This window comes from Roseobacter sp. HKCCD7870 (genome assembly GCF_037830315.1).
GTDB lineage: Bacteria > Pseudomonadota > Alphaproteobacteria > Rhodobacterales > Rhodobacteraceae > M30B80.
On record NZ_JBBLYO010000001.1, the window covers coordinates 185,193 to 201,285 of the forward strand.

A 16,093-nucleotide genomic window follows, 5' to 3' on the forward strand; every position below is an offset into this window, starting at 1 on the left:
TGAAATGCAGCCGCAAGACGCGTCAAAACTGGCAGGGGCGCAATATGGCACGCAGATTGAAGGCGCGGCCCTGATGCGTAAACCATAGATTAACTTCCGCGCTTGAAATGCGTCTCAAGGCTGCCCAAATGTAGCTGCTCCATGAGGAGAGAGCCAAATGATTGCCAAAGATGGGATCGCGCGCTCTCTTGCCACGAAGAAAAGGAAGGCATGATGCCAGAAATTCACGAAACCTATCCAGTTCTGCCGCTGCGCGACATTGTCGTGTTTCCCCATATGATTGTGCCGCTTTTTGTGGGGCGCGAAAAATCGGTGCGCGCGCTGGAAGAGGTGATGCAGGATGATCGCCAGATCCTGCTGTCCAGTCAAATTGACCCCGCCATTGATGACCCTGAACCAGAAGGAATTTATTCGGTGGGTGTCTTGGCCTCGGTTCTGCAATTGCTGAAATTGCCCGATGGTACAGTCAAAGTATTGGTCGAAGGAAAATCCCGCGTCAAAATCAAGAAATTCACCAAAACGGATGAGTTTTTTGAGGCAGAGGCCGCGCCGCTTGAAGAAAAATTGGGCGATGAGGCGGCAACAACGGCCTTGTTGCGGTCGGTGTCAGACGAGTTTGAGCGCTATGCCAAGATCAAGAAAAACATCCCCGAAGATGCGCTGACCTCGGTTTCTGAAACCCAAGCGCCACAAAAACTGGCCGATCTGGTCGCGGGGCATCTCGGCGTTGATGTAGCGCAAAAGCAAGATTTGCTTGAAACGATTGACGTCTCTGAGCGCCTTGAAAAGGTCTATGGCCTGATGCAGGGCGAAATGTCCGTGCTGCAGGTTGAGAAAAAGATCAAAACCCGCGTGAAGTCGCAGATGGAGCGCACGCAGCGCGAATATTATCTGAACGAACAGATGAAGGCCATTCAGCGCGAGTTGGGGGATGGCGAAGACGGCGCCAATGAGGTGGCCGAACTAGAAGAAAAAATCGCCGCCACCAAACTGTCAAAAGAGGCGCGCGACAAGGCCGATGCAGAGCTAAAAAAGCTGAAAAATATGTCGCCTATGTCCGCCGAGGCGACTGTGGTGCGCAATTATCTCGATTGGATCGTCTCGCTGCCTTGGGGCGTGAAAAGCCGTGTGAAAAAGAACCTCACCCGCGCCGAAGAGGTTTTGGATGCGGATCATTACGGGCTTGAAAAGGTCAAAGAGCGCATTGTCGAATATCTTGCGGTGCAGGCGCGTTCGGCCAAGGTGAAGGGGCCTATCCTTTGTCTTGTGGGCCCTCCGGGTGTTGGGAAAACCTCGCTTGGAAAATCGGTGGCGAAGGCCACGGGGCGCGAGTTTATTCGCATAAGTCTGGGTGGTGTGCGGGACGAGTCCGAAATTCGAGGCCATCGCCGCACCTATATCGGGTCGATGCCTGGCAAGATCATTCAGGCGATGAAAAAGGCGAAAACCACCAATCCGCTGATCCTGCTCGATGAGATCGACAAGATGGGTCAAGATTTCCGTGGGGATCCTGCCAGTGCGATGTTGGAGGTTCTCGACCCCGAACAAAACGCCACATTTGTGGATCACTATTTGGAGGTTGAATATGATCTCTCGAACGTGATGTTCCTGACCACGGCGAACAGCTATAACATGCCTGCGCCGCTGTTGGATCGCATGGAGATCATTTCGCTTTCGGGTTACACCGAAGATGAAAAACTGGAAATTGCGACACGGCATCTGCTGCCAAAGCAGATGAAAAACCACAATCTCATGGCGCGGGAATTCGCGGTCGAGCCTGAGGCGCTGACCGATGTGATCCGCTATTATACCCGTGAGGCAGGTGTGCGGAACCTAGAGCGCGAAGTTGCGAAACTTGCCCGCAAGGCCCTGACCGCGATCCTCAAGGGCGGCGAGAAATCGGTGACAGTCACCCGTGAGCGCCTTGAAGAGATGCTTGGTGTGCGCCGCTATCGCTTTGGTCTGGCGGAATCGGATGATCAAATCGGTGTTGTCACAGGGCTGGCTTGGACAAGTGTGGGCGGTGACCTGTTGTCGATTGAGGCGCTGCGCCTGCCGGGTAAGGGGCGTATGAAAACCACGGGTAAGCTTGGCGATGTGATGAAGGAATCCATCGATGCGGCCAGTTCCTATGTGCGTTCTATCGCGCCCAAAATCGGCGTGCAGCCCCCGAAACTGGACGGTTGGGATATCCATGTCCACGTTCCAGAAGGGGCAACCCCGAAAGATGGCCCCAGTGCAGGGATTGCGATGGTGACGTCTATCGTGTCGGTTCTGACCCAAACGCCCGTGCGCCGTGATATTGCTATGACGGGCGAGGTGACGCTGCGCGGCAATGTCTTGGCCATCGGTGGCCTTAAGGAGAAGCTGTTGGCCGCGTTGCGGGGGGGGATCAAAACAGTGCTGATCCCGCAGGAAAATGAAAAAGACCTGCCCGAAATCCCTGACAATGTGAAAGAGGGATTGGAAATTATCCCTGTGTCCCATGTCAGCGAGGTTCTCGCCAAGGCCTTGACGCGTCAGCCCGAACCGATTGATTGGGATGAGGAGGCAGAGGCCGCCGCCGCCGCACAGCGCGCGCTTGAGGCCGCAAAAGACAGCAGCGCCACAACCCATTAACGTGGCGCATTCCGCGAAATTGCCCCCGTCAGATTCATGGCGGGGGTTTTCGGGTGATGGAAAATAAAAATATATATTCTTAATACATAATATGTCCTGATACTATGCGGCTTAGATAGGATTGGCCAAATGGGGGCGCACATGGCACCAAAATCACCAAAATCCACAACGGATAAGGTGGCAGCGAAACCAAAACCTGTGGTGGCCTCGGTCGCGGCGGTGACCGCGCCCAAATCAAAGGCGGCGGCAAAAGCAACAGCAAAGCCGTCTGACAAGCCTGCGCTCAAGGCCATGACCGCCCCCAAATCTGACAGCAAACCCAAAGCGAAGATTGAGGCGCTTAAGCGCCGCGCCCTGCTTGAGGCGGTTGCGATGCGCGTGGGTTTCAAACGTACGGATGCGCGCGACGTCATGGATGCGGTTCTGGTCGAGATGGCCGAAGCCCTAGATCAAGGGCGCGACCTGATCCTGCCGCCATTTGGCAAGGTCATGTTGCGCAAAGATAAGGATGGTCAGGATGGGCGCCCGATGGTGGCGCGGATAAAACTGATCGAGGCTGATAAACGCGGTGCAAGCGCCGAGGAAACCGACCAAGACTAAACCCTTGCGCAGTGGGGCGCGGCTGACTAGAAGAGCCCCGCGCAGAACGGGTGATTAGCTCAGTGGTAGAGCGCTTCGTTCACATCGAAGATGTCGGGGGTTCAAATCCCTCATCACCCACCATCTGGCCTATTATTGAGGCAGGGCAGGTCTGTGACCCACGGGCGAGGTGATCTTTGTGATGCGGCGAAATTTTCCGATATATTTGCTGCGCCATGGGGAAACCGAATGGAACAACGAACATCGGTTTCAAGGTTGGCTCGACTCTGCGCTTACCCCCAATGGGATTGCGCAGGCGCAGACGCAAGGTCGTTTGTTGCAGGAAATGATTACCTGTCAAGGCTATGACGCGGTGACAGATTTCCGAACCAGTCCACTTGGGCGCGCGGCACGCAGCGCGCGGTTGATTGCGCGGGCCTATCCCGATTTGCCGACCGTCGTGCAAGACGCGCGTCTGCGCGAGGTGAATATGGGGCAATGGCAGGGGCTTACGCGGGCCGAGGTGCAGGCGAATTGGCCTGTGTGCTTTGACACCGAGGCACAGGTCTATCGTCATTCTCTCTTGACCCAAGGGGGCGAAACGCGCGCGGCCCTCGAGGCGCGTCTGCAGGATCTTGTGGCTGATTTGAAGGGGCCAAGCCTATTGGTCAGCCATGGTGTTGTGATCCAAACCTTGCGCGGCCTTTTGCGCGGGCTAGACCCTGACCAAACGGCACGTTTGGGCCATGCGCAGGGCGGGGTTTATGTGATTGCCGCCAATGGGGGTGAGGTGAAGATTGGGTTTTGAGAAAACTTTGCGCCTTTGGTGCAAAATTCTTTGCAGATCGGGCTTGCATATCCCTGCATCATGCGGCTAATACGCCCTCACGCGATGGCGAGGGTGATTAGCTCAGTTGGTAGAGCGCTTCGTTTACACCGAAGATGTCGGGAGTTCGAGTCTCTCATCACCCACCACGCGCTTCCCTCCCCAATCCTCAATCTGATTGATGCAAAGGGCGTGCGCGATCATTTTGCACTGTAAAGCAAGGCTGTAATGCGGTCGCGGATATTGCCCGCGTCACCAGTATCCCCAATCCGATGCACATGGATGAAATACAGCTGATTGTTGTAACATTTCATGGTCACAAAAATATTGCCGTTGATTTGATACCACAAATATTCCGCGCCATCGCCGCCCGAAAAATCGACCCAAGAAGCGACTTGGTTCACGGCGCGCTCGGAGGCGGTGACGCAGGCATAATTGCTGCTAAAGCTGCGTTCATCCACGGCAAAAGCCACCTCATCGGCGCGGGCAATAGTGGCAAGGCTGCATAGGGCAAGAGCGGCAAGAATTGTTTTACGGGTCATTGGGCACTCATCATATTCATCGGTCATATGAATTGGCCGCACAATCATCACTGTGCAGCCAAATTTGATCAGAAAGTTTCGATTTCCAAACGGGCGTTGCAATAGGCCCCATCATAGGTGCCAACCCAAATATCAATTGGCCCGTCTTGCGGGTTGGTTAGGATGATACGGGGGTCAAGATTTCCGTTATCGTCATCATCATAATACCAAGTTGCCGATGCGGTATTGATCAAAAGGGCTGCGTCACATTCGCTGACCACGCGAATATGCAACTCGTAAGCCGCCATGCCCGAGACGTTGAACCGGAAATCTGGTCGATCTGGAAAAAATCCTGAGCCAACATCTGTAGCCGGTCGGATATGGCTGCATTTCGAGAGCGAATAATCACCCCCAGCGACAATATTATAATAGCGTGGCGTGTAAAAATAGCTTCCGCTGCCGCTATATTGCTCTGCCGCTTGAAAGTTCCAATTTGGACACGCGTTCGCTGATGTGGTGAAGAATGACCCCGCAACAAGCGCCGCTGAAAGCAAGATGTTTCGCATCTGTTTGTCCCTTATTTCCCTTATTCATTGAAATAAACCTAACTCAAAATATAAATTTGTCTAATGTTTTGCGGATAAATTGAATATCGACATTGCAGTGGAACGGGCGCAGCATAATCTGGGATGAGCGAGAGGCGGATGAATGACAGGTGATCCAAGTTTAGACGGGTTTCTGGCGACCTATGCGATTGTGATTGTCGCAGCGTTCTTCTTTCCAAACCTCGTGGCCATCCTCCGTGGCCATAAGCGCACCATTGGCGTTTTCATTCTGAACATCGTGGTGGGATGGACGGGATTGGGGTCGATTTTACTGCTGGCCTACGCGTTATTGAGCGAGGCAAAAGCGCAGCCGAGGTAAGCTCTGAACTTTCCCTGCGCACATGCGGTCAAACGCAAATTTGCTTTTGCGCATTTTTTGCGCCAATCGCGCCAAAGGGGGCCTTGACGGGGCAGGGCGCGCAGCATAGACACCCTGCACGCTACAGGGTTGCCTGTGGCCGATGGTGAGCGGTTGTAGCTCAGTTGGTTAGAGTACCGGCCTGTCACGCCGGGGGTCGCGGGTTCGAGCCCCGTCAACCGCGCCACCACCATCGCGCCCCGAAAGCCCCTGTTCGTCTGCGCGGTTGTAGCTCAGTTGGTTAGAGTACCGGCCTGTCACGCCGGGGGTCGCGGGTTCGAGCCCCGTCAACCGCGCCACTTCTTGCCTAGATCCACGAAAAATGTGCGGGCGGTTTACCCTTTGTGGATCCATCCACCGCCAAAGATTCGGCTGCTGTTCTCATCATAAAAGACACAGGCTTGACCAGGGCTGACACCTTCCTCGGCGGTCAGCAATTCCACCATCGCGGTTGTCGGGGATGTCGGATGGATCAGGGCCGCGCGCGGTGGGCGGGTTGAGCGGATTTTGACCGCAACCTCGCGGGTCTTTTCGCTGTCAAAGGGCGTATCACCCAACCAGTTGATTTCGCGCACGGGGATATGGCGGGTCGCCAAGGCCTCCTTGGGGCCGACCACGACATGACGCGCCTCTGGATCAAGTTTGACCACATATAACGGGTCAGCCAGCCCACCAATACCAAGGCCGCGGCGTTGGCCGATTGTGTAATGAATCACGCCATGATGTTGGCCCAATATACGGCCGTCCATATCCACGATATCGCCCGGATCCGCAGCGCCGGGCCGCAATTTTTCAATCACACTGGCATAGTCGCCATTTGGCACAAAGCAGATATCTTGGCTGTCTGGCTTATCAGCCACGGGCAGCCCGTATTTATGAGCCAGTTTGCGGGTTTCTTCCTTAGACGCCAGATGACCAAGGGGAAAGCGCAGGAAATCCAATTGCGCTTGCGTGGTCGAAAACAAGAAATAGGACTGATCGCGCGTTGCATCCGCGGCGCAATGCAGCTCTGCTTTCTCAGCCCCCATTTTACGTTGAATATAATGCCCCGTGGCCATGCAATCGGCCTCGAGTTCTTGTGCGGTGGCAAGCAGATCTTTGAATTTCACGCGCTCGTTGCAGCGGATACAGGGCACAGGCGTGGCCCCGGCGAGATAGGCATCGGCGAATTCGTCAATCACCGCATCCTTAAAGATATTCTCGTAATCCAGGACATAATGCGGAAAGCCCATATTTTCGGCCACACGGCGCGCATCGTGAATATCGCGCCCTGCACAGCAGGCCCCTTTTTTTGCTAAGGCCGCACCGTGATCATAAAGTTGCAGAGTTACGCCCACCACATCATAGCCTTCTTCGGCCAATTGGGCCGCCACAACCGAGCTATCCACCCCCCCAGACATAGCCACAACAACCCGCGTCTCCTGCGGGGGTTTGGCAAAGCCAAGCGAGTTGAGCGGCGCATTGGGGCGGTCAAGGGGCATGTCGATCTCCAGATGATAGGGCGGAATATAAGAAAATCTTATCTATTCACAAGGGGCTGAAGGCTTGGGGGGTTAGCCCTAGGCCTGCGTTCGTGAATAAGGATAAGGTTATGTATATCCGCAAACCCAAAGGCCCTGTTGTCAAGCCCCCTATGTTTGATCCAATTTTAGGGTCGTAGTTTTTGATGTTGGTGGGCGCATTCCGAGGCTTTGATGGGGCCGGATATGGTTGTACTCTTTGATCCAGCGATTGATTGTGGCTTGGGCTTGGCAGGTGGTTCGGAACCATATTGAAACGGTTTGGGGGCGTGGTTACGTGCTGCGTGACCCGCATCCAAAGGCCACTTTGGCTGCCACGGCTTGATCTGCGCTAGACCTCTGCCGCTGCTGCCCATATCTATAGGGCAGCAGTCAGGCGAGGCGGTCTATGTCAGAAGAAGATCAAAACACGGGCGCAGGGGTATCCCTCTTAGGACGCGATCAGGCGGCACAGCGTTTGGCCGAATTGGCCGATATTTTGGCGCGCGCCAATAAGGATTATTTCCAAGAAGACGCGCCCACCCTCAGCGATGCGGAATATGACCACTTGAAACGCGAAAACGCGGATCTTGAGGCGCGGTTTCCCGATCTGATCCGCGGCGATAGTCCAAGCGCGCAAATCGGCGCCAGCCCTGCCGAGGGCTTTGGCAAAATCACCCATGCCGAACGCATGATGTCCTTGGCCAATGCATTTGACGAGGCCGATGTCGCGGAATTTATCGCGGGCATTCAGCGCTATTTGGGCCTGTCTGACACCACGCCCTTGGTCTTTACCGCCGAGCCAAAAATCGATGGGCTGTCCCTGTCTTTGCGCTATGAAAACGGCGTTTTGGTGCATGCCGCCACGCGCGGCGATGGGGAGACGGGCGAAAACGTCACCGCCAACGCCCGCACGATTGCCGATATTCCGCAGGCCATCCATCACAGCAATTGTCCCGATATTCTCGAAGTGCGCGGTGAAGTTTACATGAGCCACGCAGATTTCGCCGCGCTCAACGCGCGCGCTGAGCAGGCAGGGGGCAAAACCTTTGCCAATCCACGCAATGCGGCCGCAGGATCGCTGCGCCAATTGGATGCCGAGATCACCCGCGCCCGCCCGCTGCGGTTTTTTGCCTATGCGCTTGGGGTTGTCTCCGCTCCGCTTGCAGACACGCAATTTGGACTGATTGCGAAATTGCGTGATTTTGGATTTCAGACCAATCCCTTGACCATTCGCTGCGAGAGCCTTGAGGCGATTATCGCCCATTATCAGGCAATTGCCCATGATCGCGCGGGTCTTGGCTATGATATTGATGGGGTGGTCTACAAACTCGATGATCTGGCCTTGCAGCGCCGCTTGGGGTTACGCGCCACCACCCCGCGTTGGGCCATTGCGCATAAATTCCCCGCTGAACTGGCCTGGACGCGGATCGAGGCGATCGACATCCAAGTGGGGCGCACAGGCGCGTTGTCGCCCGTAGCGCGGCTTGCCCCCGTGACAGTGGGCGGTGTGGTTGTCTCGAATGCAACGCTGCATAACGAGGATTACATCGCAGGCCGCAACAACACAGGCGAGGCGATCCGCGCGGGGCGCGATATTCGCGTGGGTGATTTGGTTCAGGTCTATCGCGCGGGTGATGTGATCCCCAAAATTGCAGATGTGGATGTCACGCAGCGCCCCGCTGATGCACAGCCCTATATCTTTCCCACCACATGTCCCGAATGCGGATCAGAGGCGCATCGTGAGGAGGGCGATTCCGTGCGCCGCTGCACGGGCGGGCTGATCTGCCCGGCCCAAGCGGTTGAGCGCCTCAAGCATTTCGTCTCGCGCGCGGCCTTTGACATCGAGGGTTTAGGGGCAAAGCAGGTCGAACAATTCAACAAAGACGAATGGATCACCGAGCCTGCCGATATTTTCACGCTTGAGGCACGCTATGGCAGCGGTATCCAGCAGCTTAAAAACCGCGAGGGGTGGGGGGGTAAATCTGCACAAAATCTTTTCGCGGCGATTGCAGAGAAACGTCAAATCCCCCTCGGCCGTCTGATCTTTGCCTTGGGCATCCGCCATGTGGGCGAAGTGGCGGCCAGGGATTTGGCCGAACATTTCCGCAGTTGGGCTGCCTTTGACGCGGCCATTCATGCCGCCCGCCTTGAGCCTGCCGCAACGGCGCCTGAAGCCAAATTGCGCAAAAAACTGCTTGAGGACAGTCCCGCATGGGCCGAAATCACTGGTATTGATGGCATCGGGGATACGGTTGCCACGGCGCTCTGCGAGGCATGGGCGCAGCCGCGTGAATATGCGTCAATCGAACGGCTTGTGGCCCATCTTGAGATCCAATCGCCCGCTATTCGTGATGTGTCGGGCAGCGCCGTGATGGGCAAGACAGTGGTGTTCACGGGCAGTCTCGAAAAGATGACGCGCGCAGAGGCCAAATCGCGTGCCGAAAGTTTGGGGGCCAAGGTCGCAGGTTCGGTTTCTGCCAAAACCGACCTTTTGGTTGCAGGGCCTGGGGCAGGATCAAAGGCCAAAAAGGCCGCAGAATTGGGCATTGAAACCATTGACGAAGATGCGTGGTTGGCCCTCATTGGGGATCTTTAACCCATGGCCGCGCAGGGCCGACCAGAGGTTTTGTTCGAGCTCTTCTCGCGCCTTGACGGCCTGTCTGGTATTGGCCCCAAAGCTGCGCAGGCCTTGGGGCATCTTCATATCGAAACCCCGAAAGATCTGATTTACACCTTGCCTGTGGGGGTGGTGGATCGCCGCCCCGTAACGCGCCTTGCCGAAATCACCCTACCGCGCATTGCCACGTTAGAGGTTGAGGTGATCCGTCACCGCCCGCCCCCGTCCCGCGGGCGTGGGCCCTATCGGGTCACGGTCACCGACAGTCAAACCGCCATTGATCTGGTATTTTTTCACGCGCGTGCGCCCTATCTTGAAAAGCTTTTGCCCATAGGCGCGCGGCGTCTGATCTCGGGCAAGGTTGAGCTTTTCGATGGGATTGCGCAAATCGTGCATCCCGATCACATCCTGCCCGTTGAGGAGGCGGAAAACCTCCCCAAATTTGAGGCGATTTATCCGCTTGGACAAGGGTTGACGCAAAAGATCATGGCGCGCGCGATTGCCGATGCCTTGAAAGCCGTGCCTGACCTGCCCGAATGGATTGATCCCGCCCTAAAGGCGCGCGAGGGATGGCCGGATTGGGCCAATGCGATGCGGGCACAGCACCATGTGCAATCGGCCAGTGAGGCTGCACCCAATGCCAAGCCGCGGCTGCGTCTGGCCTATGACGAATTGTTTGCCCATCAATTGACCCTTGCCCTTGCGCGGGCGCGGGCCAAGCGGCGCAAAGGGCGGATCAGCCAAGGCGATGGTGCGCTGCGGGCCAAGGTTCTGCAAAGCTTGCCCTACAGCCCCACGGGCGCACAGACCAGCGCCATTGCGGAAATCGTGGCCGATATGGCAGCGCCCGAACGGATGAGCCGCCTGTTGCAGGGCGATGTTGGGGCGGGCAAAACCCTTGTTGCCTTGATGGCGCTTTTGGCTGCGGTCGAGGCGGGTGGGCAGGGGGTGATGATGGCACCCACCTCGATCCTTGCGCAACAGCACGCCGCCAATCTGCGCCCCTTGGCCGAAGCGGCAGGTGTCGTGCTTGAGGTTCTCACAGGGGCGGATAAGGGGCGCGAGCGGGCCGCAAAACTGGCCGCCCTTGCGCGCGGCGATATCGCGATCTTGGTCGGCACCCATGCAGTGTTTCAAGAGGATGTTGAATTTGCCGATCTGCGTTTGGCGATTGTGGACGAGCAGCACCGCTTTGGCGTGCGCGAACGCCTGCGATTGGGGGAAAAGGGCGCCTTGGCGGATATGTTGGTGATGACGGCCACGCCCATTCCCCGCACGCTGAGCCTTGCGCAATATGGCGATATGGATCTGTCGATCTTGGATGAAAAACCCGCCAATCGTGAAAAGATTACCACGGCTTTGGTGTCCGAGGCGCGGATGGATGAGGTGGTGGCACATCTGCAAAAGGCGGTGGCAGAGGGCCAGCAAGCCTATTGGATTTGCCCATTGGTTGAGGAATCCGAAGTTTACGAGGCCACCGCTGCTGAAGAACGCTTTAAATCCTTGCGCGCACGACTGGGCGAGGGGGTGGTGGGCCTTGTCCATGGGCAGATGAGCAGCCCTGAAAAAGATGCGGCCATGACCGAATTTAATGAAAACCGCACCAAGGTTCTGGTGGCCACCACGGTGGTTGAGGTGGGGGTGGATGTGCCAAATGCCAGCATTATGGTGATTGAACAGGCTGATCTTTTCGGCATGGCGCAGCTGCATCAATTGCGGGGGCGGGTGGGGCGCGGCAGCCGTGCATCGACTTGTGTGCTGCTTTATCGCAATGGCCTGACAGAAACGGCCAAGCGCCGCTTGCATGTCCTGCGCGATACGGATGATGGCTTTGTCATCGCAGAAGAAGATTTGGCCATTCGCGGCGCAGGCGATGTGATTGGCACGGCACAATCTGGTCTGCCGCGGTTTCGCGTGGCCGATCTGGAACAACATGGCGGCTTGATGGCGATGGCGCAAAGCGATGCGCGCGCGCTTTTGGCGCTTGATCCATCGCTTGAGGGGCCGCGCGGCCAGGCCGCACGCACCCTGTTATGGTTGCTTGAGCAAGATAAGGCTATTCGCTTGATTTCGGCGGGCTGACCCGTTTTGTTCACAAATGTTCTCAAAAAGTTCTTGACGACTCGCGTCAGGGTATGAGAACAATCAGGCAACATTAACGGGAGATGGCCCATGTTGTCAGATGTAAAAACGATTATTACGCGTTCATCCACCACGCTTTTGGCCGATCTTTGCGGGGCGATGTCCCTTGTTGTTTTGGCGATGGGGCTGCTGCATCTGCCGCAATTTTTCTAAGTTTTCTGCCTGCGGTTTAGGTTTCGGGGGTTTGCGCCCCTTTGGCATCATGATCCTTGCCTCGGATCTGTCTCCAATGCCGATAGGCCGCGCGATCCCCCAATCGCACGGTTGAAACGATACACCGCATCACTGTGACCGCCCCTTTGCATTGCCCTGCAGGGGCTTTTTAGGGGTCTTCGGCGCGCTCCATCGCCTCAAGGGTCGCTTCGAGTGACAGCATGATAGAGGCGTGGCGATTGCGATAATCGCGGGCGGGGGTCAGCACCTCATAACCCTTAAATGGGGCCTCTGGCCCGTTCCCCTCACCTTTGAGCATGGCGGCAAGCGCGTCTCGGGCGGCGGCAATTTCGGCGCGGTTGCGGCCCAGAATATGGGCACCCATCAATGCGGCGGAGGCCTGACCGAGTGCGCAGGCCTTTACATCTTGGGCAAAGCGGCTGATCCGCCCCTCGGCGACATCCAAATCCACTGTAACGGTTGATCCGCAAAGCGGGGCCCGCCGCTTGACACTGGCCTGTGGCGCCTCAAGCCGCCCGTGATGCGGAATATCCGCCGCCAATGCCAGAATTCGCTGCGAATATAGCTGCACCAAATCGGATTTTGTGTCGCTCATCTCAGCCATGCGCGTCTTGGCCCCTTCCATGATCTACCCCCAAGAGCTAGTGTGAACAAGACGATTTGGAAAGGGTGAGATGTGGAAATGACGGGTGCTGCGGAATTTGACCCAGATAGCCTGCGCTATAATGAGGCGGGTCTGATCCCTGCGATTGCGCAATGCGCCGAGACGGGCGATGTGCTGATGATGGCATGGATGAACCGTGCCTCTCTCGTAAAAACCCTAGAAACATGCAAAGTCACCTATTGGAGCCGCTCGCGCGCGGCCTTTTGGGTTAAGGGTGAAAGCTCGGGCCATGTGCAGGATCTGGTTGATCTGCGTGTGGATTGTGACCGCGATTGTCTTTTGCTCGTGGTTCGGCAAACGGGGCCTGCCTGCCACACCAATCGCCGCAGTTGCTTTTACACCGCGATCCGCGAGGGGGGCGAGGTCGAATTGATGCAATCCGAGGCTAAAGCCCGACCATTGCACGAATATCAGCAGGGGTTTTTCCTGCATCCCGATAAAGGGCAATAGCGCGCGCATCATCGCGCTTGGCCAGACGTTTGCCCTGCTCATCACGGATCAAGGCGTGATGATGATATTGCGGCACGGGGTAGGCCAACAGATTTTGCAAAATCACATGGATTGCGGTTGCCTCAAATAAATCTTCACCGCGAATGACATGGGTTACGCCTTGGGCCGCGTCATCAACCACCACGCTCAGGTGGTAAGAGCTGCCCATGTCTGGCCGCGCCAATACAGGGTCGCCAATATGGGCCAGCGCGGTATCGCGCGTGATCTCATGCCGCCCCTGATGGCGCGGCCCTGTTTCTGTGAAACGCATTTGCGCAAGGCGCTCAAAGGCGCGCGCCAGATCAAGGCGTAAGGCTGCCCCTTCGCCCTCAGCGGCACTGGTCACAGACTGGCCGCGACAGGTGCCAGGATAGATGCGCCCATCTGGCCCGAATGTGGGGGCCCCTTCCTGCGGGGCGGCACTGGCCGCCTCGATATCCCGCCTGCGGCAGGTGCAGCGATAAATCAGGCCCTGTTGCGCCAATTGATCCAAAGCGGCGCGATAGCGGGCCATCTGCTCGGATTGCCGCATCACGGGCAGGGGCCAAGACAGCCCCAACCATGTCAGATCATCATAAATTTGCGCCTCCCATTGCGGGCGGGCGCGGGATTGGTCGATATCCTCAATCCTGAGCAGAAATTGCCCCTGCGTCATTCGCGCCATGTCATGGGCCAGACACGCACTATAGGCATGGCCCAAATGCAAAGGCCCCGTGGGGGACGGGGCAAATCGGGTGACACAGCCCTTAGGCAGGGAAGGCATCAAGCCATGCGCGCCAATCGGTCTTGGCGCGATCCGTATAGGCCTTATAGCGGTCTTTGCGTCCACGCCGCCCCGATTTCAGGCCTTCGACCGGCGGAAAAAGACCGAAATTCACATTCATCGGCTGAAAGGTTTTCGCCTCCGCCCCGCCCGTGATGTGATGGATCAAGGCCCCCATCGCGGTGGTATTGGGCAAATCGGGCGGGGTGAGGCCGCGCAATTCTGCCACCGCGTAGCGCCCCGCAAGCAGCCCCATTGCCGCCGATTCAACATAGCCCTCAACCCCCGTGATTTGGCCCGCAAAACGGATATGTGGCATGGATTTCAACCGCATTTGCGCATCGAGAAGCGTGGGGGAATTGATGAAGGTGTTGCGATGAATGCCGCCAAGACGAGCAAATCGTGCCTGCTCCAAACCCGGGATCATACGCAACACTTCGGTCTGTGCGCCGTATTTCATTTTGGTTTGAAAGCCCACGATATTGTAAAGCGTGCCCAGTTTATTGTCGCGGCGCAGCTGCACCACAGCCCAAGGTTTCACATCGGGCTGATGCGGGTTGGTTAAGCCCACAGGTTTCATAGGCCCGTGGCGCAGGGTTTCGCGGCCCCGTTCTGCCATAACCTCAATCGGCAGGCATCCATCGAAATAGCCGGCCGTTTCGCCTTCGTGAAACTCGGTTTTTTCGGCAGCCAGCAGGGCATCGATAAAGGCATCATACTGGTCGCGCGTCATGGGGCAGTTTAGATAAGCGCGCTGCTCTTCCTCGGTTTTGCCCTTGTCGTAGCGCGACTGCATCCACGCCCGCGACATGTCGATACTCTCGGCATAAACTATGGGGGCGATGGCATCGAAAAAGGCAAGGCTGTCTTGACCTGCCTCTTGGGCAATGGCCTGTGCCAACGCGCCTGATGTCAATGGGCCTGTTGCTATGATCCAATGGCCTGTTTCGGGCAGGGTGCTGATTTCGCCTTCCTCAATCGTAATGTTGGGATGCGCGTGCAGCCGCGCTGTGACGGCTTGGGCAAAAGCATCACGATCCACCGCCAATGCGCCCCCTGCTGGCAGGCGGTGATGATAGGCCATTTCCATAATGAGGCCACCTGCCGCGCGCATTTCCCAATGCAAAAGGCCGACCGCGTTTTGTTCGTGATCATCCGAGCGGAAGGAATTGGAACATACCATTTCCGCCAAATGCCCAGTTTGATGGGCAAATGTGCCAATCTTTGGGCGCATCTCATGGATGACGACCTGTTGACCAAGCTCTGCGGCCTGCCAAGCGGCCTCAGAGCCCGCCATGCCGCCGCCAATGATGTGAAGCGCGTTATCTAACATGGGCGCTTCTTAGATCAAAAGCGGGGCAGGGTGAAACGGGTTTTTTGGGGGGCGTTACAGGCCGCAAGCCACCACAGGCAGGAATGGGTCTGCAAAGGGCAGGGGCGTGTAAACAGGGCGTTTTCCCAAGGTGATCTCGACCCCAAGACGGAACTGGCCTCTATCGCGCAAGGCGGGGTTGGAGAATTCTTCAAAACCATAGCTTGCCGTCACCGCAACTGCACCGCTGTGATCCAGCCATTGCACACCAATTTCGCCAGTGACCTGCGTTGTGGACAGACGCAATTCGTCAAATTCGGCAAGTCCGATTTGCGCAAAGCCCTGCCATGAGGGGCCTAGATCAAAACGGATCTCACCACCTGCAAAAAGCACATCTGAATCCCCAAGGGGGCGTGTTGCCATGGCGCTGTCGCGCAGGTCAAACCCGCCATAAGCCCCTAACGTAAGCCCTGCAATTTCACGGCGCCCTTGAATGCCAAGCCCACCCAAGCGGCTGCTTTCATTGTTGAAATCGGCCAAATAGGCAAAAAGACTATAGCGCCGGTCAGAGGCGGGGCTGAGGTGTAGGCCTGCCCGAACGGCGCCAATGGTGCTGATTTCGGTATCGGCCAAATCAAAATTCACCTCAAGCCCGTGATGCGCGGTAATCGCGTAATGAAGATTGAGATGCGCCCCATTTTGGTCAGCACCAGTGCTGTTAAGCCCAAGCGTTGCGGCACGCAGGCCCAAATTATTGGCGTGTGCCATCTCCGCAGCCAAAGAGACCAGACCGAGGCAAAGGCAAAATTGCGAGATTGGTGCAGCCATCAGAACGCGCTTTCAACAAAGGTTCCTTTGCAAATGGCGCATGGTGAAGCAAAAATATATATGAATTATATCATATGGTTAATGGCGGCAAGTT

Annotated in this window: 17 protein-coding genes and 4 tRNA genes; 13 read left to right on the forward strand and 8 right to left on the reverse strand. The window is 56.7% G+C overall.

From position 1 onward, the window contains the following. The first annotated feature begins 210 nt into the window (after nt 1-210). The 5 genes from lon to AAC637_RS00965 all read left to right on the forward strand — a co-directional run bounded on the left by lon (nt 211) and on the right by AAC637_RS00965 (nt 4,173). Nucleotides 211-2,619, forward strand: a complete 2,409-nt coding sequence (gene lon / locus AAC637_RS00945; protein ID WP_340303113.1) for an endopeptidase La — start codon at nt 211-213, stop codon at nt 2,617-2,619. A 141-nt stretch (nt 2,620-2,760) separates the two neighbouring features. Next, nucleotides 2,761-3,219 (forward strand): HU family DNA-binding protein, encoded by a 459-nt coding sequence (locus AAC637_RS00950; protein WP_340301921.1) that lies wholly within the window; start codon nt 2,761-2,763, stop codon nt 3,217-3,219. 48 nt (nt 3,220-3,267) lie between these two features. Then, nucleotides 3,268-3,342 (forward strand) — tRNA-Val (locus AAC637_RS00955). A gap of 58 nt (nt 3,343-3,400) precedes the next feature. Further along, the gene (locus AAC637_RS00960; protein WP_340301922.1) at nt 3,401-4,006 is read left to right on the forward strand and encodes a histidine phosphatase family protein; all 606 of its coding nucleotides are present in this window, start codon (nt 3,401-3,403) and stop codon (nt 4,004-4,006) included. A gap of 91 nt (nt 4,007-4,097) precedes the next feature. Continuing rightward, nucleotides 4,098-4,173 (forward strand) — tRNA-Val (locus tag AAC637_RS00965). A 51-nt stretch (nt 4,174-4,224) separates the two neighbouring features. Here the strand turns inward: AAC637_RS00965 and AAC637_RS00970 are convergent. Then, a complete protein-coding gene (locus AAC637_RS00970; protein ID WP_340301923.1) occupies nt 4,225-4,593 on the reverse strand; it encodes a hypothetical protein in 369 nt (122 codons plus the stop codon). Between the two features lie 41 nt (nt 4,594-4,634). Next, entirely contained in the window at nt 4,635-5,111 is a 477-nt protein-coding gene (locus tag AAC637_RS00975) for a hypothetical protein (RefSeq protein WP_340301924.1), read from the reverse strand. A gap of 142 nt (nt 5,112-5,253) precedes the next feature. On the opposite strand from AAC637_RS00975, the gene AAC637_RS00980 reads away from it, so the two are divergent. The 3 genes from AAC637_RS00980 (at nt 5,254) to AAC637_RS00990 (ending at nt 5,807) form a co-directional block, all read left to right on the forward strand. After that, nucleotides 5,254-5,469, forward strand: a complete 216-nt coding sequence (locus AAC637_RS00980; RefSeq protein ID WP_340301925.1) for a superinfection immunity protein — start codon at nt 5,254-5,256, stop codon at nt 5,467-5,469. 149 nt (nt 5,470-5,618) lie between these two features. Beyond that, nucleotides 5,619-5,695 (forward strand) — tRNA-Asp (locus AAC637_RS00985). 35 nt (nt 5,696-5,730) lie between these two features. Beyond that, nucleotides 5,731-5,807: transfer RNA gene (locus AAC637_RS00990), tRNA-Asp, on the forward strand. Nucleotides 5,808-5,843: 36 nt separating this feature from the next. Here the strand turns inward: AAC637_RS00990 and mnmA are convergent. Both mnmA and AAC637_RS12660 read right to left on the reverse strand, forming a co-directional pair. After that, entirely contained in the window at nt 5,844-6,989 is a 1,146-nt protein-coding gene (gene mnmA / locus AAC637_RS00995) for a tRNA 2-thiouridine(34) synthase MnmA (protein WP_340301926.1), read from the reverse strand. 150 nt (nt 6,990-7,139) lie between these two features. Beyond that, nucleotides 7,140-7,280, reverse strand: coding sequence for an integrase core domain-containing protein (locus AAC637_RS12660; protein WP_445322722.1), 141 nt, complete (start codon nt 7,278-7,280; stop codon nt 7,140-7,142). On the opposite strand from AAC637_RS12660, the gene AAC637_RS01000 reads away from it, so the two are divergent. The 4 genes from AAC637_RS01000 (at nt 7,228) to AAC637_RS01015 (ending at nt 11,922) form a co-directional block, all read left to right on the forward strand. Continuing rightward, nucleotides 7,228-7,353, forward strand: coding sequence for a hypothetical protein (locus AAC637_RS01000; protein ID WP_340301927.1), 126 nt, complete (start codon nt 7,228-7,230; stop codon nt 7,351-7,353). The two genes, AAC637_RS12660 and AAC637_RS01000, sit on opposite strands and share 53 nt — an antisense overlap. Before the next feature lie 63 nt (nt 7,354-7,416). Next, on the forward strand, nt 7,417-9,606 hold the full coding sequence (gene ligA / locus AAC637_RS01005) for an NAD-dependent DNA ligase LigA (RefSeq protein WP_340301928.1): 2,190 nt from the start codon (nt 7,417-7,419) through the stop codon (nt 9,604-9,606). 3 nt (nt 9,607-9,609) lie between these two features. Further along, nucleotides 9,610-11,709, forward strand: a complete 2,100-nt coding sequence (gene recG / locus AAC637_RS01010) for an ATP-dependent DNA helicase RecG (protein ID WP_340301929.1) — start codon at nt 9,610-9,612, stop codon at nt 11,707-11,709. A gap of 90 nt (nt 11,710-11,799) precedes the next feature. Next, entirely contained in the window at nt 11,800-11,922 is a 123-nt protein-coding gene (locus tag AAC637_RS01015) for a hypothetical protein (RefSeq protein ID WP_317654970.1), read from the forward strand. 169 nt (nt 11,923-12,091) lie between these two features. Here the strand turns inward: AAC637_RS01015 and AAC637_RS01020 are convergent, their stop codons facing one another. Next, entirely contained in the window at nt 12,092-12,538 is a 447-nt protein-coding gene (locus AAC637_RS01020) for an iron-sulfur cluster assembly scaffold protein (RefSeq protein ID WP_340303114.1), read from the reverse strand. 87 nt (nt 12,539-12,625) lie between these two features. Between AAC637_RS01020 and hisI the strand changes: the two genes are divergently transcribed. Continuing rightward, the gene (gene hisI, locus AAC637_RS01025; RefSeq protein WP_340301930.1) at nt 12,626-13,057 is read left to right on the forward strand and encodes a phosphoribosyl-AMP cyclohydrolase; all 432 of its coding nucleotides are present in this window, start codon (nt 12,626-12,628) and stop codon (nt 13,055-13,057) included. Here hisI and gluQRS read toward each other — a convergent pair. The 3 genes from gluQRS to AAC637_RS01040 are packed head-to-tail and all read right to left on the reverse strand — an operon-like array spanning nt 12,993 to nt 15,939. Continuing rightward, nucleotides 12,993-13,859 (reverse strand): tRNA glutamyl-Q(34) synthetase GluQRS, encoded by an 867-nt coding sequence (gene gluQRS, locus AAC637_RS01030; RefSeq protein ID WP_340301931.1) that lies wholly within the window; start codon nt 13,857-13,859, stop codon nt 12,993-12,995. The two genes, hisI and gluQRS, sit on opposite strands and share 65 nt — an antisense overlap. Next, on the reverse strand, nt 13,843-15,192 hold the full coding sequence (gene trmFO / locus AAC637_RS01035) for a methylenetetrahydrofolate--tRNA-(uracil(54)-C(5))-methyltransferase (FADH(2)-oxidizing) TrmFO (protein ID WP_340301932.1): 1,350 nt from the start codon (nt 15,190-15,192) through the stop codon (nt 13,843-13,845). Before trmFO ends, gluQRS begins: the two co-directional genes overlap by 17 nt. 54 nt (nt 15,193-15,246) lie before the next feature. After that, complete coding sequence (locus tag AAC637_RS01040; RefSeq protein WP_340301933.1) at nt 15,247-15,939, reverse strand: hypothetical protein; 693 nt, start codon at nt 15,937-15,939, stop codon at nt 15,247-15,249. Nucleotides 15,940-16,093 lie beyond the last annotated feature (154 nt).

Excerpts from the sequence above, each read along its gene's own strand:
- lon (WP_340303113.1), top strand. The coding sequence starts at position 211 with ATGATGCCAGAAATTCACGAAACCTATCCAGTTCTGCCGCTGCGCGAC.
- AAC637_RS00950 (WP_340301921.1), top strand. The coding sequence starts at position 2,761 with ATGGCACCAAAATCACCAAAATCCACAACGGATAAGGTGGCAGCGAAA.
- AAC637_RS00960 (WP_340301922.1), top strand. The coding sequence starts at position 3,401 with ATGCGGCGAAATTTTCCGATATATTTGCTGCGCCATGGGGAAACCGAA.
- AAC637_RS00970 (WP_340301923.1), bottom strand. The coding sequence starts at position 4,593 with ATGACCGATGAATATGATGAGTGCCCAATGACCCGTAAAACAATTCTT.
- AAC637_RS00975 (WP_340301924.1), bottom strand. The coding sequence starts at position 5,111 with ATGCGAAACATCTTGCTTTCAGCGGCGCTTGTTGCGGGGTCATTCTTC.
- AAC637_RS00980 (WP_340301925.1), top strand. The coding sequence starts at position 5,254 with ATGACAGGTGATCCAAGTTTAGACGGGTTTCTGGCGACCTATGCGATT.
- mnmA (WP_340301926.1), bottom strand. The coding sequence starts at position 6,989 with ATGCCCCTTGACCGCCCCAATGCGCCGCTCAACTCGCTTGGCTTTGCC.
- ligA (WP_340301928.1), top strand. The coding sequence starts at position 7,417 with ATGTCAGAAGAAGATCAAAACACGGGCGCAGGGGTATCCCTCTTAGGA.
- recG (WP_340301929.1), top strand. The coding sequence starts at position 9,610 with ATGGCCGCGCAGGGCCGACCAGAGGTTTTGTTCGAGCTCTTCTCGCGC.
- AAC637_RS01015 (WP_317654970.1), top strand. The coding sequence starts at position 11,800 with ATGTTGTCAGATGTAAAAACGATTATTACGCGTTCATCCACCACGCTT.
- AAC637_RS01020 (WP_340303114.1), bottom strand. The coding sequence starts at position 12,538 with ATGAGCGACACAAAATCCGATTTGGTGCAGCTATATTCGCAGCGAATT.
- hisI (WP_340301930.1), top strand. The coding sequence starts at position 12,626 with ATGACGGGTGCTGCGGAATTTGACCCAGATAGCCTGCGCTATAATGAG.
- gluQRS (WP_340301931.1), bottom strand. The coding sequence starts at position 13,859 with ATGCCTTCCCTGCCTAAGGGCTGTGTCACCCGATTTGCCCCGTCCCCC.
- trmFO (WP_340301932.1), bottom strand. The coding sequence starts at position 15,192 with ATGTTAGATAACGCGCTTCACATCATTGGCGGCGGCATGGCGGGCTCT.
- AAC637_RS01040 (WP_340301933.1), bottom strand. The coding sequence starts at position 15,939 with ATGGCACACGCCAATAATTTGGGCCTGCGTGCCGCAACGCTTGGGCTT.